General features: G+C 45.2%; 13 protein-coding genes. 8 read left to right on the forward strand and 5 right to left on the reverse strand.

What is annotated here, in order from left to right:
• Positions 1-139: 139 nt before the first annotated feature.
• Both H595_RS0118295 and H595_RS0118300 read right to left on the reverse strand, forming a co-directional pair.
• Positions 140-514: a YceI family protein gene (locus H595_RS0118295; RefSeq protein ID WP_027672482.1), complete on the reverse strand. Its 375-nt coding sequence runs from the start codon at positions 512-514 to the stop codon at positions 140-142.
• Between the two features lie 281 nt (positions 515-795).
• Positions 796-2,010 (reverse strand): class I SAM-dependent rRNA methyltransferase, encoded by a 1,215-nt coding sequence (locus H595_RS0118300; protein WP_051219982.1) that lies wholly within the window; start codon positions 2,008-2,010, stop codon positions 796-798.
• A gap of 132 nt (positions 2,011-2,142) precedes the next feature.
• On the opposite strand from H595_RS0118300, the gene H595_RS0118305 reads away from it, so the two are divergent.
• The 3 genes from H595_RS0118305 (at position 2,143) to H595_RS22845 (ending at position 4,688) form a co-directional block, all read left to right on the forward strand.
• Positions 2,143-3,138 carry an NAD(P)H-quinone oxidoreductase gene (locus H595_RS0118305; RefSeq protein WP_084153646.1) on the forward strand — a complete coding sequence of 332 codons (996 nt, stop codon included), beginning with the start codon at positions 2,143-2,145 and terminating at the stop codon, positions 3,136-3,138.
• Between the two features lie 80 nt (positions 3,139-3,218).
• On the forward strand, positions 3,219-3,410 hold the full coding sequence (locus tag H595_RS24640) for a hypothetical protein (RefSeq protein WP_240474936.1): 192 nt from the start codon (positions 3,219-3,221) through the stop codon (positions 3,408-3,410).
• 63 nt (positions 3,411-3,473) lie between these two features.
• On the forward strand, positions 3,474-4,688 hold the full coding sequence (locus H595_RS22845) for a hypothetical protein (protein WP_240474937.1): 1,215 nt from the start codon (positions 3,474-3,476) through the stop codon (positions 4,686-4,688).
• Positions 4,689-4,706: 18 nt separating this feature from the next.
• On the opposite strand, the gene H595_RS0118315 is transcribed toward H595_RS22845, so the two are convergent.
• Positions 4,707-6,113, reverse strand: coding sequence for an MFS transporter (locus H595_RS0118315; RefSeq protein WP_027672485.1), 1,407 nt, complete (start codon positions 6,111-6,113; stop codon positions 4,707-4,709).
• Positions 6,114-6,158: 45 nt separating this feature from the next.
• On the reverse strand, positions 6,159-8,216 hold the full coding sequence (metG, locus tag H595_RS0118320) for a methionine--tRNA ligase (protein WP_027672486.1): 2,058 nt from the start codon (positions 8,214-8,216) through the stop codon (positions 6,159-6,161).
• Between the two features lie 131 nt (positions 8,217-8,347).
• On the opposite strand from metG, the gene apbC reads away from it, so the two are divergent.
• From apbC to H595_RS0118340, 4 genes are all read left to right on the forward strand, one after another.
• The gene (gene apbC / locus H595_RS0118325) at positions 8,348-9,412 is read left to right on the forward strand and encodes an iron-sulfur cluster carrier protein ApbC (protein WP_037055311.1); all 1,065 of its coding nucleotides are present in this window, start codon (positions 8,348-8,350) and stop codon (positions 9,410-9,412) included.
• 1 nt (position 9,413) lies between these two features.
• Positions 9,414-10,004 (forward strand): dCTP deaminase, encoded by a 591-nt coding sequence (dcd, locus tag H595_RS0118330; protein WP_027672488.1) that lies wholly within the window; start codon positions 9,414-9,416, stop codon positions 10,002-10,004.
• A gap of 169 nt (positions 10,005-10,173) precedes the next feature.
• Positions 10,174-11,097 carry a DMT family transporter gene (locus H595_RS22850; protein ID WP_051219983.1) on the forward strand — a complete coding sequence of 308 codons (924 nt, stop codon included), beginning with the start codon at positions 10,174-10,176 and terminating at the stop codon, positions 11,095-11,097.
• Entirely contained in the window at positions 11,094-11,669 is a 576-nt protein-coding gene (locus tag H595_RS0118340; RefSeq protein ID WP_027672489.1) for a glutathione S-transferase family protein, read from the forward strand. The genes H595_RS22850 and H595_RS0118340 overlap by 4 nt, the downstream gene beginning before the upstream one ends.
• 6 nt (positions 11,670-11,675) lie before the next feature.
• Here the strand turns inward: H595_RS0118340 and H595_RS0118345 are convergent, their stop codons facing one another.
• Positions 11,676-12,227, reverse strand: a complete 552-nt coding sequence (locus H595_RS0118345) for a YaeQ family protein (RefSeq protein WP_027672490.1) — start codon at positions 12,225-12,227, stop codon at positions 11,676-11,678.
• 151 nt (positions 12,228-12,378) lie between these two features.
• On the opposite strand from H595_RS0118345, the gene H595_RS0118350 reads away from it, so the two are divergent.
• Positions 12,379-13,626 (forward strand): MgtC/SapB family protein, encoded by a 1,248-nt coding sequence (locus H595_RS0118350; protein WP_027672491.1) that lies wholly within the window; start codon positions 12,379-12,381, stop codon positions 13,624-13,626.
• Positions 13,627-13,910: the final 284 nt, after the last annotated feature.

The raw sequence follows: 13,910 nt of genomic DNA on the forward strand, positions 1-13,910 counted from the left end.
ACGCAGTTATCCAAGGACGCTAAAGGTATCGAAAAATCGCTACCCGGTGGCTAAAAGTAAAAATGCCGCTCACCTTAAGTGAACGGCATTAGCCTTAAGCTGCTTTTTTATTTATGACACTTACATCGTCATTGGTTTTTCATTGTTGCGCAAAGCGCACATTAAAGCTAACCGGAACCAGTGGTTCAATTCGTTTCAATCCAGCCAGTTCCTGCAACTTAGCCACACCAGCACCTAACTTAAAGCTGTTTATGTTCACCATTAGCGGTGTTTCTGTGCTGGCCTGTAATACGCTATCACTCAGCTTGGTAATACGCAGTTTTGCAGACAACGTGGCGCTTTCACCGGCAATAGTGACTGTCAGCGGTAAATCCACCAATACAGAGTTATTCACTGTCAACATGGCGATGCTGTCGCTTTTTAGTGGTGCCTTTACATCAATACTATTGTACTTTTCAGCCTGCAGTACATATTGCCAAATACGTTCGTTGCGGATCGGAATATTAGTTTGCATACTGCTCTTACCGGGATACTAACTGATGCGTTTTCACCGTCCCATTTACCGCTTAATTGACTGAATTGATGAGACTCAGCCACTAATTCGTTTTTAACAGAGATAAAATGCAAGCTAGATTGACTACTATCAAGTTGCCAATTGGCCGCTGATACAGAGAATGTACTCAATGCCAAAACGAATGCTGCTAATTTCATTACTTTCTCCTTTAATTGTCAGACCAGTTTAGCTTAACGTAAAACGTGGGCAAGCTCTATGTAAAACGGCTTAACATTGTCGTCTTAGTAAATTTTACAGACCAATCCTTTAAGGTAGCTACCTTCCGGATAGAAGCTGGCGATTGGGTGATCGCTATCTTGACTCAACTTTTCGATAAACAGGCAATCACGTTTGGCGTCAATTGCGGCATCAGCAACAATTTTTTGAAACAGTCCATCTTCCATTAAACCAGAACACGAGAAGGTTAGTAATAAGCCGCCAGGTTTAACAATTTGCATGGCAACCATATTAATATCCTTGTAACCGCGACATGCCCCCATCAGCTGTGCTTTACTTTCTGCAAATTTAGGTGGGTCAAGAATAACAATATCAAATTGCGTGCCTTGCTCGCGATATTGGCGTAGCAGCTTAAAGACATCAAATTTCACATTGTTTAATTTCGTCAGATCGAGTTTATTTAACTCTGCGTTTTTTAATGCGGTATTTAATGCAAGCTCTGATAAATCAGCATTGGTAACGGAGACCGCCCCTCCTTGCAACGCTGCAACCCCAAAGGTGCCAGTATAGCTAAAACAGTTTAATACGGTTTTGCCTTGAGCATAGCGCTTTGCAGCTGCGCGGCTAGCACGCTGGTCCAGATAAAAACCCGTTTTATGGCCCTGTACAATATCTACCATTAACGCCATACCGTGTTCTTTGATAATAACTTCGCCGGAGTCTCTAGGCAGGTGTAACCAACCAGTTACTGGTTTTAGGCCTTCTTTTTTGCGAACATCAACGTCAGACCGCTCATAAATACTGTGGCCAGGAAATAATTCGATAAGCGCTTTTACAATACTATCACGCCAAAAGTCTGCGCCTGCAGACAACAATTGACACACTAATACCGTATCATACTTATCAATGGTAATACCGGGCAGGCCGTCTGATTCGGCGGCTACAACCCGTAAGCCTGTGGTTTGCTCCAAGTTAAACAGTTCGGTGCGTAACTGCCAAGCACGCGCAATTCGCCGCTCAAAGAATGCCGCATCAATCTGTTCATCTTGGTTAAAGCTCCATACTCGAGCACGAATTTGCGACGATGCTGAATAGGAGGCGTAGGCTAACCATTCACCTTTACTGCTAACAATCTCAACAGTGGCACCGCAGCCCGGTTCATTTGTAACAGCTTTCACTGCTTTGGAAAAAACCCATGGATGAAGCCGTTTTAATGACTTTTCTCGGGTTTCCTGTAATGTTAAACGAGGCAATGATGACGTGTTCGCAGGCTTTTTCATGGCAGTTTATACGCTGTGCTAGACTAAATGGCGCATTGTAGAGAAGCGCAGGGTAAAGCTAAAGCAGAATTTTTAGTAAAGCGACGCTAACTTATATCATGCTGGTCAATAGAAATACAAAAGGAGTCACTTTTGGCTACTATTCCATCCACAATGCAAGTAATCACTGTTGTTAATCCAGGTAAAGACAGCAGCTTAGCTTTTGAACAGCGCCCGGTTCCGCAACCTAGTGCAGAACAGTTGTTGGTTAAGGTTGCCGCCGCAGGCGTTAATCGGGCTGATTTAATGCAGCGGCGCGGGCTTTATCCGCCGCCTGAAGGTGAAAGTGACGTATTAGGCTTAGAGGTAGCTGGTATTGTTGTTGCAACTGGACCGCAACATAAAAGCTGGCTGGGCAAAGCGGTGTTTGGTTTGGTTCCAGGCGGTGGCTATGCTGAGTATGCTGTTATTCAGGCAAACCATGCTATGACGGTGCCAGTGGGTTATAGCATGTCTGAGGCCGCAGCAACTGCCGAAGTGTTTTTAACCGCATTTCAATTACTGTGCAGTATTGGTAATGTTAAAGCTGACCAACGGGTACTTATTCATGCCGGTGCTAGTGGGGTAGGCACTGCAGCTATTCAGTTGGCAACTGCTCTTGGCGCGCACGTTGCGGCAACGGCTAGCAATGATGATAAGTTGGTCGTGTGCAAAGCCTTAGGTGCTGAGGTATTGATAAATTATAAAACCACAGCGTTTGAACAAGTATTAGCTTCTAAGTGGGCTAATGGTCTAAATATTATTTTAGATCCCGTCGCTGGAGAGTATATAAACCGTGAAATGCCATTGTTGGCGATGGACGGTAAAATTATTATCTACGCAATGATGGGTGGAAGGGAGCTGCCCGCGCTGGATTTAACGCCACTTTTTAAACGTCGTGGCCAACTTATATGCTCAACGCTGCGTAACCGCAGTAACAGGTATAAAGCGAATTTAGTACAGGCATTTAATCATACATTTGCGCAGCAATTGGCTCAGCGTACAATTCAACCTGTACTGCAGCAAGATTTTAACTGGCAGCAGGTAGAACAAGCTCATCAATTGATGACAGCAAATGCTACTGCAGGTAAGCTTGTGCTAACATTTTGATTTCTAGTTGTAAAACAATCTCAGATAGCGGCGATTTTAGCTTCAGAGTAATTAAAACTTTATTGGGATACCTTAGCTGAATGACTTTAGGCGCCATTGGGAAATCGACATACAGCAAATTAGTATCTTCGCTTATTAGCCGTATTAAAGACTATACCGTTGTTGCTGATTCAATTTATGAGCGGGCCACGCTGTATTTTCAGCAGGTTGTTGATCAGCAAGCTGATAAACTTGAGTTAGAACAGCAGGTGTTCTTGTTTGAGAACCGTTAACAACAAGTTGGAAAACGTGATTTAGCCTTAGTTGAACGTAACCTGCAACAAGCACAGGCTGAGATGCAGTCTTTTCAGCAGGCTCGTACTGAAGAAGCGTATGGCCGTATAGCGGCATTAAAGGTGCTATGCCACGATATTCTGAAGTTGTGCCAAGGCGAGTCTGTTGAAGAAACAAATATTCTCAGCGCAAAATTGCTTGGCTCTATTCAGTTACTCTCGCCCACTGAAGGTAAACAGATAGCTCTAAGTAATCAAAAAAGTAAACATTTGTACAAAGCCATTTTGTCTTTACGGTTATTAGATAAACTTATTGCTGATGGTGAACTGAACAACGCCTATATCTTGCAGCGAATAGCTGATAGTAACGGAAAAAAACTATTGGTAGGTGAGTATCATCCGTTTCGGGATGATGTGCAGATCCCTCTTTTGATGGCAGCGCTCTTGCAGGATATTGGTAGTTGTCATCCTGACGCGCTCGCTATACTGCATGGTCCTGATGGTAGTGCCGATGAGTTTAGGGTGCTGGAAAATGATGAACGAATGGCACTACTGCAGATATCGTATCGTGAGTGTTTAAAATACGTTACTTATGGACTTGGACTTGATAAGTACGGCGGTAATTCCAGAGAAGAACGAGATCAGTTTGTAAAGCTTGAAAATGATCGACAACAATTTGTCTTGTCGCTACTTAAAAATGCCGTTAAACCCGATCACGGAATTGGCAATTTGCTTAAAATTCCGCAGATCTATACCTCGGTAGTGCTATCTACCAAGGCGAGTTTTGCATACGAAACCTTACCCAAAGTCGTGCTTGTTTTAGAGAAAGGGGTAGAAAAAGGGGTATACAGCAAGGTCGCCGTAGATGCATTAGTTGCCATTACCGGCGTGTTTCCGCAAGGTTTTGGCATAACCTACATACCAAAAGACTCAGATAGACAAGATTTAGACCGCTATGAATATGCGATTGTAACCGGTCTTTATCCGGCAGATATTCGCCAGCCAATTTGCCGAATGGTTACCCGTAATTTAACGTATAACGTGTCAGCTCAAGGTTGCATAATTGGTGTAGAGAATAACTTGTATTACCCGCAGGCGAGAAAAAAGTTAGAAAGAATCAGTGAAGACCGATTATTGGAGATACTTAGCCAGCTAGTCTCTAATTTCGAAGAACGTAAAAAAATGCCTTTGGTACCCAAATGCTGGCATCCAGACGAATACTTTTCCTTTGTCAAAAATCAAAACCTATGGAATAAAGTTATTATGAACAATAATTAACGCCCAAGTATGGCGGCGTTAATTATTGCTCTGGTTGGCTGACTCTGACTCTGATATTACTAAGGTGTCAAAACTATCATCAGCTACTTCTTGTTCAATATCTTCGTCATAGCCTGCCGGTACTTGTCGGCGAGCAGCGATAAAGTCTTCATCATGCATTTGGGTCATAACGGTATCTTCATCAACGCGGGGATCCAGTGCGGCTGCCAACGGAGATGATACTAAATCACCTGAGCCCATTTTGAATTGAGCATTTTGCTGCTGGTCCAGCATGCGTTTTACCTGCTTCTGGGTATAGTTAACTCTTAGCAACCTTAAAAACAGGGTGAATGCGCAACAGCTTATAAACGCATACAGCATGGCTGGGCCGATAAATTGCATTAATGTAGATGCCAGTAAGGGGCCAAAACAAGCCCCTAAGCCGAATGTTAGTAAAATCGTCGCAGATAATGCTACGCGATCGTTTTGCTCTACATTTTGATTGGCAAACGCCGACGCGATGGGATAAAGCGTAAATGCCAGTATGCCATAGCAAAATGTTGCTAACAGTAATGCGATACCCGTTAGTGGTAGCAGTGCAATTAGTAATGTCAAAATGGTAAGCGCCGCAGCATTAAATCGCAGTATACGACTACGTGGGATCCGATCTGAAATTTTACCCATTGGCCACTGTGCTAATAGTCCAGCCAGAATGGTCATCGACATAAACAGGGTTACCTGTTCAGTTTCCATGCCTTTGCTGGCAGCATACGCTGGCGCCAAACCGTAAAACGAACCCGCCATCATGCCTGCTACGGTAACGGCAGTCAGTGATTGGGGTACTTGCCTCCAAAACGCCAAAATTTTTAGCGGTGCAGGTTGAAGTGGCGCGGGATGTATCCGTTTAGTCAAAGCGATAGGCACAATACACAACGAATAACACATACTAATTATCAGTAACGGCGAGATGCCCAGCTCTGGGAATTGGCTTAACATTAACTGGCCGCCAATCATACCCAAATAAGACGTTATCATGTAAAAGGCAAATACGGTACCGCGCTGTGAGCTTTCAGTTTGCTCGTTTAGCCAGCTTTCTAGCACCATGTATTGGCACATCATGCCCATACCAACGATGATACGCATTAATAGCCATATTTCCAGTTGGTTAGTCAGCACATGTGTCATGGCGCAGGCGCTGACTATTGCCGCACTGGCAACAAAAGCGCGAATATGACCTACCTGAGCAATGACTTTATGGCCAAGTTTAGAACCCAGCACTAGTCCGAGGTAGTAACAGGACATCAGTGCGCCAATCCAAATAGAATCGACGTTTTGTTGGGCTAGGGATAGACCCAAATAAGTGGATAGCGAGCCTTGTGCCACCAGCATTAACAGGGTTGTTAGAAATAGCGCGCTAAAACTGCGATAGGGGCTTTTTGTGCTCATCCTTTGCCTTCGATAAAAGACAGGCAGCTAACGCTGCCTGAAGCGTTATTTTACTCGCATACCGGGTTGTGCACCCTCGTCTGGTGACAAAATAAACAAATCACTGCCACCAGGGCCAGCGGCTAACACCATGCCTTCAGATAGGCCGAAACGCATTTTGCGTGGTGCCAGATTGGCAACCATTACTGTTAAGCGACCCTCTAATTGCTCGGGACTATATGCGGCTTTAATACCTGCAAATACTTGTCTTGTTTCACCGCCGCCAATATCTAACTGTAGCTGTACCAGTTTATCTGCACCTTCAACGGCGCTGGCTTTGATAATTTTCGCAACACGCAAATCAATTTTTGCAAAATCGTCAATGCTGATAGTATCGCTGATAGGCTCACGCTCAGTATTCGAAGCCTTTTCAACCTTAGCAGTTTTACCCACGGTGGTGTCAGTAGTAACTGTCTGTTGTTGTAGGTTTTCTTTGGATGCTTCCAGCATGGCATTAATCTTAACCGGATCGACGCGTTGCATTAACGCTTTAAACGGGTTGATAGCGTGGTTGGTTAACGGCAGTTTATAATTACTCCAGTTAAGCTCGCTATTTAAAAAGGCTTCAGTCTCTGCTGCCATCAATGGTAATACTGGCTTTAAGTAGTGCATTAAAACACGGAACAGGTTAATGCCCATTGAGCAAACGTCGTGTGCTTCTTGCTGTTTGCTGTCATCTTTCACCAGCACCCAGGGCGCTTTAGCATCAATATACTGATTCGCTTTGTCTGCCAGTGTCATAATGTCACGGATAGCACGGGCAAACTCACGATTTTCAAAACTCTCGGCAATACTTTCACCTGCGTTGACAAACTCAGTCATCAGCGCTGGTTCAGCAACGGTGGCAGATAAGCTTCCGTCGAAGCGTTTGGTGATAAAACTCGCACAGCGGCTGGCGATATTGACGACTTTACCCACTAAATCGGCGTTGACCTTTTGACTAAAGTCATCCAGATTTAAATCCAAATCGATAATGCTACTGCTTAGCTTAGAGGCAAAGTAATAGCGCAGATACTCTGGGTTTAAATGATCCAAATAGGTGCGTGCTTTAATAAAGGTACCGCGCGATTTTGACATCTTAGCGCCGTTTACCGTAACAAAGCCGTGGGCAAAGATAGCGTTAGGCTTGCGCATACCAGCGCCATGCAGCATGGCAGGCCAGAACAGGCTGTGAAAATAAATAATATCCTTGCCGATAAAGTGATACACCTCGGCATCGGAGTCCAGCTTCCAGAAGCTGTCAAAGTCGATACCGGTTTTATCGCACAGGTTTTTAAAGCTGGCCAGATAGCCGATAGGCGCATCTAACCATACATAAAAGAATTTGCCCGGTGCGCCAGGGATTTCAAAGCCGAAGTAGGGCGCATCACGGCTGATATCCCACATTTGCAGACCGTCTTTAAACCATTCCTGCAGCTTATTGGCCATTTCTTCCTGCAAGCTGCCGCTGCGGGTCCAGTCTTGCAACATCTGGCTAAAAGCGGGTAAATCGAAAAAATAGTGCTCGGAGTCTTTTAATACCGGCGTAGCGCCGGATACCACAGAGCGGGCATTCTTAACTTCGGTCGGGCTATAAGTCGCGCCACAGACATCGCAGCTGTCGCCGTTTTGATCCAGGGCGCCGCATTTTGGGCAGTCGCCTTTAACAAAGCGGTCGGGCAGAAACATCTGTTTTTCCGGGTCGAAAAGCTGACTGATGGTTTTACGCTTAATGTAGCCGTTATCATGCAGTTTGGTGTAAATATGGCTGGCAAACTCCCGGTTTTCATCACTGTGGGTCGAGTAGTAATTGTCAAAGTCAATGCCGAACCCGGCAAAGTCGGCTTCATGTTCAATTTGCGTTCTGGCAATCATTTGTTCAGGCGTAATACCCTGTTCTTGTGCTTTGAGCATAATAGGCGTGCCATGCGCATCATCGGCGCAAACGAAATAACATTCATGGCCACGGGCTTTTTGAAACCTGGCCCAGATATCGGTTTGAATATGTTCTAACATATGGCCTAAATGAATAGAGCCATTGGCATAAGGTAAAGCGCTGGTAACAAGAATTTTCCGTGTCGACATTAAGCGTTGCTCTTTTACATAAATAACTGAAAAAATTTCGTTAAATGATACACTAGCTGCTGTCGATCCGCACCCGCCAACGGCCGGATCCGTTAAAAAAACGTGTTAAAGCCTGAATTTGGAACTTGCTGATGTTTAACTGGTTTAAATCTGCCAAAACTGAGCCTCTACCTGAAGCTGTAATGCAGTTATTGCATCATTGGCCGTTGCCCGATACAGGCGCACCGCTGTCATTAATTCTTGCACGCGTCCGACTGATAAAAAATACACTGCAGATCACACTGGCTTTACCTTTAACGTCTATCGCTGAGCCATTACAGCAGGCTTTAGATGCCGCAGGATTTAATTACCAGCTGGCGCTGGATTATCAACTGGCACTACCACCGACTTACAAAAACATTAAACAGATAATTCTTGTCGCGTCTGGCAAAGGAGGGGTGGGTAAATCGACCACGGCGGTTAATTTGGCTGCGGCACTGGCGCTGGAAGGCGCTAAGGTTGGCCTGCTAGATGCAGATATTTATGGTCCCTCAATTCCCACCATGTTGGGGCTTAGCGGTGAGAAAATCAGTTCATCAGATAATAAACTGATGCAACCCAAATTTGCTCATGGTGTTTATTTGCAATCCATTGGATTTTTAGTCGACCCACAACAAGCCTCTGTCTGGCGGGGCCCTATGGCGAGTCAGGCGTTGTTACAGCTGCTAAACGAAACCCTTTGGCCAGACCTGGATTATTTAATTGTCGATATGCCACCCGGTACCGGCGATATTCAACTGACAATGTCTCAAAAGCTGCCGGTTACCGCTGCTGTTGTCGTGACAACACCGCAAGATGTTGCATTAAGTGATGCAGAAAAAGCTATCAGTATGTTTAGGCAGGTTAATATTCCACTGTTGGGATTGATTGAAAACATGAGTTTTTATCAATGCAGTCAGTGTGGTGCTTATGATGACATCTTTGGCACCCAAGGCGGTTTTGTACTGGCAGAACGCTATCAGGTGCCCGTGCTGGGGCAGCTGCCGTTGCAAAAGCATATTCGTGAGCAAGCTGATCTTGGCGTGCCTGCTGTATTAAAGCAGCAGCCAGTGGCTGAAATTTACCGTACCATCTGCCGACAAATGTTGTTGGCTCTGCATTGGCAAGCAACTTCAACAGCAGCAAGCCAACCTGAAATTATTATAACGGACGATTAACATGAGACTGTGTGACAGAGATATAGAGCGCTATTTAGCTGAAGGCAAAATTATTATCGAGCCTAAGCCCGACGTCGATATGATTAGTGGCGTAAGTGTTGATATTCGGCTGGGTAATAAATTCCGTGTATTTCAGGCTCATGCCGCACCTTACATCGATTTAAGTGGCCCACGGGCAGAAGTAGATAAAGCGTTAAACAGCGTAATGAGTGATGAAATACATATTGCAGATGGTGACAAGTTTATTTTGCATCCGGGTGAGTTGGCGTTGGCAATGACACAGGAATCGGTAACACTTCCGGATGACATTGTTGGTTGGCTGGACGGTCGTTCGTCTCTGGCAAGGTTAGGCTTAATGGTGCATGTCACAGCACATCGTATTGATCCGGGTTGGTCTGGAAATATTGTGCTGGAATTTTATAACAGCGGAAAATTGCCTTTGGCGCTTCGGCCAAAGATGAAAATTGGTGCGCTTAACTTTGAATTGATGACGGGACCTGCCGACAGACCTTACAACAAAAGACTTGATGCTAAGTACCAACAGCAAACAGGCGCTGTTGCCAGTAGAATAGGCCACGACGACAAAGGCTAATAGTTAAGTTCTCTTACCGCAAATAAAAAGCCCACGCAATCGCGTGGGCCAAAAGCTATAAAGCAAAAATGAAGCGGGATGATTATGCAATAAAGTTGCATAGCTTGGCAATATCGACGGGCAAATTATTTACGCCTTTTACAGCATAATTTTAACATGGGAGAGTGCGATGGATTTGGCCAGCCTGGCGCGATTATTTTTGTTGGCGGCTATCTGGGGCGCGTCTTTTTTATTTATGCGGATGGCGGTGCCAGAGCTAGGCCCCGCATGGTTTATGTTTGGTAGGGTGTTGTCAGCAGCAGTGTTTCTAGCGTTAGTGGCTATTGCCTTTAAACGCGCACTTCCGCTAAGGCAATACGCCATGCATTTTGTGTTGTTAAGCTTGTTTAATACCGCCTTACCTTTTTTGCTTTTTGCTTACGCAGCGCAAACGTTAACTGCCTCATTACTGGCGGTGCTTAATGCTACAGCTCCGCTTTGGGGGGCATTAATCGGTTGGTTGTTTTTTCGCCAAAAAATGTCAATAAGAATGGTACTGGGTTTATTCTTAGGTATTTGTGGTGTTGCTATTTTAGTCGGCTTTGACGCCATTGTTACTGATCCTGCCGCGTTAACCGCTATTGCTGCTGCAGCTGGAGCGGCATGTTGTTACGGCATTGCTACCTGGTATACGCGTTTGGCTAAACCGGTACCTGCCTTTATTAATGCTCATGGCAGTATGTGGGGCGCAAGTTTGTGGCTGCTACCACTTCTTTGGTTTATACCGCTACCCGTTACTGAACCGGCACAACAGAGTTTACTTGCAGTGCTGGCATTGGGTGTTGTTTGCACAGGCGTGGCTTATTTGTTGTATTTTAGACTGGTACAGGATTTAGGTGCGACACCCACACTAACAGTGACGTTTCTTATCCCTGTATTTGGCGTACTTTGGGGCCACGTTTTTTTAGACGAGATTATAGGCTGGCATACTCTAGTGGGCGCGGCTACGGTGATCTGTGGCACTGCCTTGGTTAGTGGATTTAGCCTTAACACGCTAAGGTATAACATTGCGACTAATGAACCGAATAAGTTACCGAATAAGGAATTAAGATGAAATTATATGGCTCACAAACGTCACCCTATGTCCGGCGTATTCGCTTACTGTTGGCTAGTCGTCCTTATGAGTTTATTAACTTGAATATTTTTGCCGGGCCTGATCGCGAGATATTAGCATCGATAAACCCGACATTGCGCATTCCAATGTTGGAAGACGACGCACAGGTGATATTTGATTCAGGTGTTATTTTTCGCTATTTATCTGCAAAGCTGGCCCTCACCGCGCTTAACTGGTATCAGGAAAACCAGCTTATCGTCATCAATGCCGTGAGTGACTCTTTGGTTATGTTACTGCAGTGCAACCGCAGTGGTATGGATACCGGTGAAGATAAATTGTTTTTCAATTTACAACGCGAGCGGGTAGCGACCTCGTTGTATGTGCTGGAGCAGCAGGCTGCAAATGCAGAGTTTGCCAAGTGGGATTATGTCGCGATGGCATTATACAGTTTAATTGATTGGACACTGTTTCGTGAATTGGTTGAACTGGACGACTATCCCGCTTTGCTGCAGTTTGTTGCAGACAACGCGAAGCAAAACGGGATAACGCAAACTGATCCGCGCTTAAGTTAGTAAGTACTAAATCTGTGCCGTTTTTAGCGGCACAGGCTCGATAAGTACACTTTGTTCCGCATTTGATAGCCAAATCTGATTTTCACTGATATTGCATTGCAAACTCATGTTTCGATCGACCAGCTTTGCCATGGCTTTTACCGCGTCTTCGGGGATTTCAATCACGGTTAAGTTTTGATAACGGGCTAGTGCTTGTTCGTTGTTTTTCCACCAAACGGGTACGCTGCGACCACCGTAGCAGAATAACTGCACCTGTTTTGCCCGACCTGCGGCTTTACGTAGCCATTTTTCGTCACTTTGACCAAATTCTACCCATAGGTTAATTTCACCGCTTAAGGCCTTATCCCAAAGTTCTGGCTCATCATCTTCCGTACTGAGCCCTTTGGTAAAGCTTAAGGTTTCACTGGCGTTTAATATAAATGCTAGCAGGCGAACCATCATTCGCTCGTCGTTTTCAGATGGGTGCTGTGCCAATGTCAGGCTATGATCCTGATAGTAATGTCTATCCATGTCCGCAATTTGCAACTGCACTTTAAATACCGTGGCTTTTAATGCCATAACTAAACTCACTAACAAAATTTCAGGCTGCGAGTGTAACGTGCTAGCTGGAATTGCTCAATTTAACTCTTTGTTTTCCTTGTACTGCCCACACCGTGCAAACTAGGCTATGCTGGGATTGAAACAAGCTAAATAACTGAGTTAAAACAAAATGTCAGAGTTCGATTTTGCAATAGTCCAAAATTTTTTAATTGCACTGATGTTAGGGGCTTTAGTCGGTATCGAGCGTGAAAAGCATCGTCGTGACGAGCAGCCAACCAGCTTTGCCGGGTTAAGAACCTTTATTTTGCTTGCTCAGGCGGGTGCCGTCTCTGCCTGGCTGTCATTAAATTTGCAGTCACACTGGGTATTTATTATTACCATTTTTGTTGTCGCGGTTGCGGTGATGACTGCTTATGTGTTGGAAAACAAAAATACCGCAGCAGCGGGGATAACCACAGAGGTTAGTGCCATTACGGTATCTTTGTTGGGCGGCGCTGTAATGTATGGTTACGCTGAACTTGCCGTGATGCTGGCAATTTTAACTTCGGCTGTATTAACGTTTAAACAGCCTTTGCATGGAATGGTAAGTAAAATAGGCACTGATGATTTATACGCTGGCGTGAAACTGCTCATCGCCAGTTTTATTGTATTGCCGTTGCTACCTAATCACCCTATTGATCCCTGGCAAGCTCTCAATCCTTACAAGCTTTGGCTTTTAGTTATTCTTATTTCGTCAATTTCCTTGCTTGGCTATGTCGCGGTGCGATGGTTAGGCAGTGCGCGTGGCAGTGTATTAATGGGAATCAGTGGTGGTTTGGCATCATCAACGGCAGTTACCCTAAGTTTTGCTCGCAGCTCGAAGTTAGAGGGCGATCCTCTGGCAGCCAACACACAAGCCTGTGGCGTATTATTGGCATGGTTAGTGATGTTTATTCGTGTGTTGGTGATGGTGAGTATCGTTTTTGACCCGTTATTGACGTACTTGCTAGTGCCTTTTAGTACGATGGCTGCGGCGGTAGCAATATTAGCCGCATTTCACTATTGGCGAGGCAGAGAGCGTTTTCAAGCACCTCAGCAAAGTGCAGTTAAAATGGCTAACCCTTTTAGCTTGCTTGCAGCGATAAAATTTGGCGCGGCCTTCGCGGGCATTTTGTTATTGGTCAAACTTACGGAACAATATGCAGTTGATGAAGGGCTGTACTTACTTGCTGCCATCGCTGGATTGACAGATGTTGATGCAATTAGCTTGTCGATGGCAGAATATGCCAAACGCACACCTGACGGTTTAGCATTAGCCGCAGGTGCCGTTACGATAGCGGCGTTGAGTAACACGGTGGTTAAATGGGCACTCGTGTTTGTGCTTGGTGGGAGGGCGTTAGTGCGTCAAGCAAAGCTTGATGCATCTTGCAGGGTGTAAGTCCCTGTCGGGTAAGGTGTAACTGACCACCCGTATCGAGTGTTGCGCCTATGGCGGAGCCAGTATTTTTTTTTACTGACGAACAAGATAGGTGAAGCGTACACAGAGAATTAGTTAGGCCACAGGGGATACGTGTCCCTGAAGGTTGGTATCGCTTCGATAAGCACAATCTGACTGACGAGGTTTGTAACGCCACCGAAGTCCATGCAAAGCAGCCGTTAAAGTGAGGCTGTGACGAGTCAGCGGAGTTATCAAGCCGTGGCATGATTAAAGAGATGTATCAG

Source organism: Rheinheimera baltica DSM 14885 (genome assembly GCF_000425345.1).
Lineage (GTDB): Bacteria > Pseudomonadota > Gammaproteobacteria > Enterobacterales > Alteromonadaceae > Alishewanella > Alishewanella baltica.

What these genes read in the sequence shown, in the direction of transcription:
- H595_RS22845 (WP_240474937.1), top strand. Translation starts at nt 3,474, where the DNA reads ATGCAGTCTTTTCAGCAGGCTCGTACTGAAGAAGCGTATGGCCGTATA.
- H595_RS0118295 (WP_027672482.1), bottom strand. Translation starts at nt 514, where the DNA reads ATGCAAACTAATATTCCGATCCGCAACGAACGTATTTGGCAATATGTA.
- metG (WP_027672486.1), bottom strand. Translation starts at nt 8,216, where the DNA reads ATGTCGACACGGAAAATTCTTGTTACCAGCGCTTTACCTTATGCCAAT.
- apbC (WP_037055311.1), top strand. Translation starts at nt 8,348, where the DNA reads ATGTTTAACTGGTTTAAATCTGCCAAAACTGAGCCTCTACCTGAAGCT.
- H595_RS0118345 (WP_027672490.1), bottom strand. Translation starts at nt 12,227, where the DNA reads ATGGCATTAAAAGCCACGGTATTTAAAGTGCAGTTGCAAATTGCGGAC.
- H595_RS0118340 (WP_027672489.1), top strand. Translation starts at nt 11,094, where the DNA reads ATGAAATTATATGGCTCACAAACGTCACCCTATGTCCGGCGTATTCGC.
- H595_RS0118300 (WP_051219982.1), bottom strand. Translation starts at nt 2,010, where the DNA reads ATGAAAAAGCCTGCGAACACGTCATCATTGCCTCGTTTAACATTACAG.
- dcd (WP_027672488.1), top strand. Translation starts at nt 9,414, where the DNA reads ATGAGACTGTGTGACAGAGATATAGAGCGCTATTTAGCTGAAGGCAAA.
- H595_RS22850 (WP_051219983.1), top strand. Translation starts at nt 10,174, where the DNA reads ATGGATTTGGCCAGCCTGGCGCGATTATTTTTGTTGGCGGCTATCTGG.
- H595_RS0118315 (WP_027672485.1), bottom strand. Translation starts at nt 6,113, where the DNA reads ATGAGCACAAAAAGCCCCTATCGCAGTTTTAGCGCGCTATTTCTAACA.
- H595_RS24640 (WP_240474936.1), top strand. Translation starts at nt 3,219, where the DNA reads ATGACTTTAGGCGCCATTGGGAAATCGACATACAGCAAATTAGTATCT.
- H595_RS0118350 (WP_027672491.1), top strand. Translation starts at nt 12,379, where the DNA reads ATGTCAGAGTTCGATTTTGCAATAGTCCAAAATTTTTTAATTGCACTG.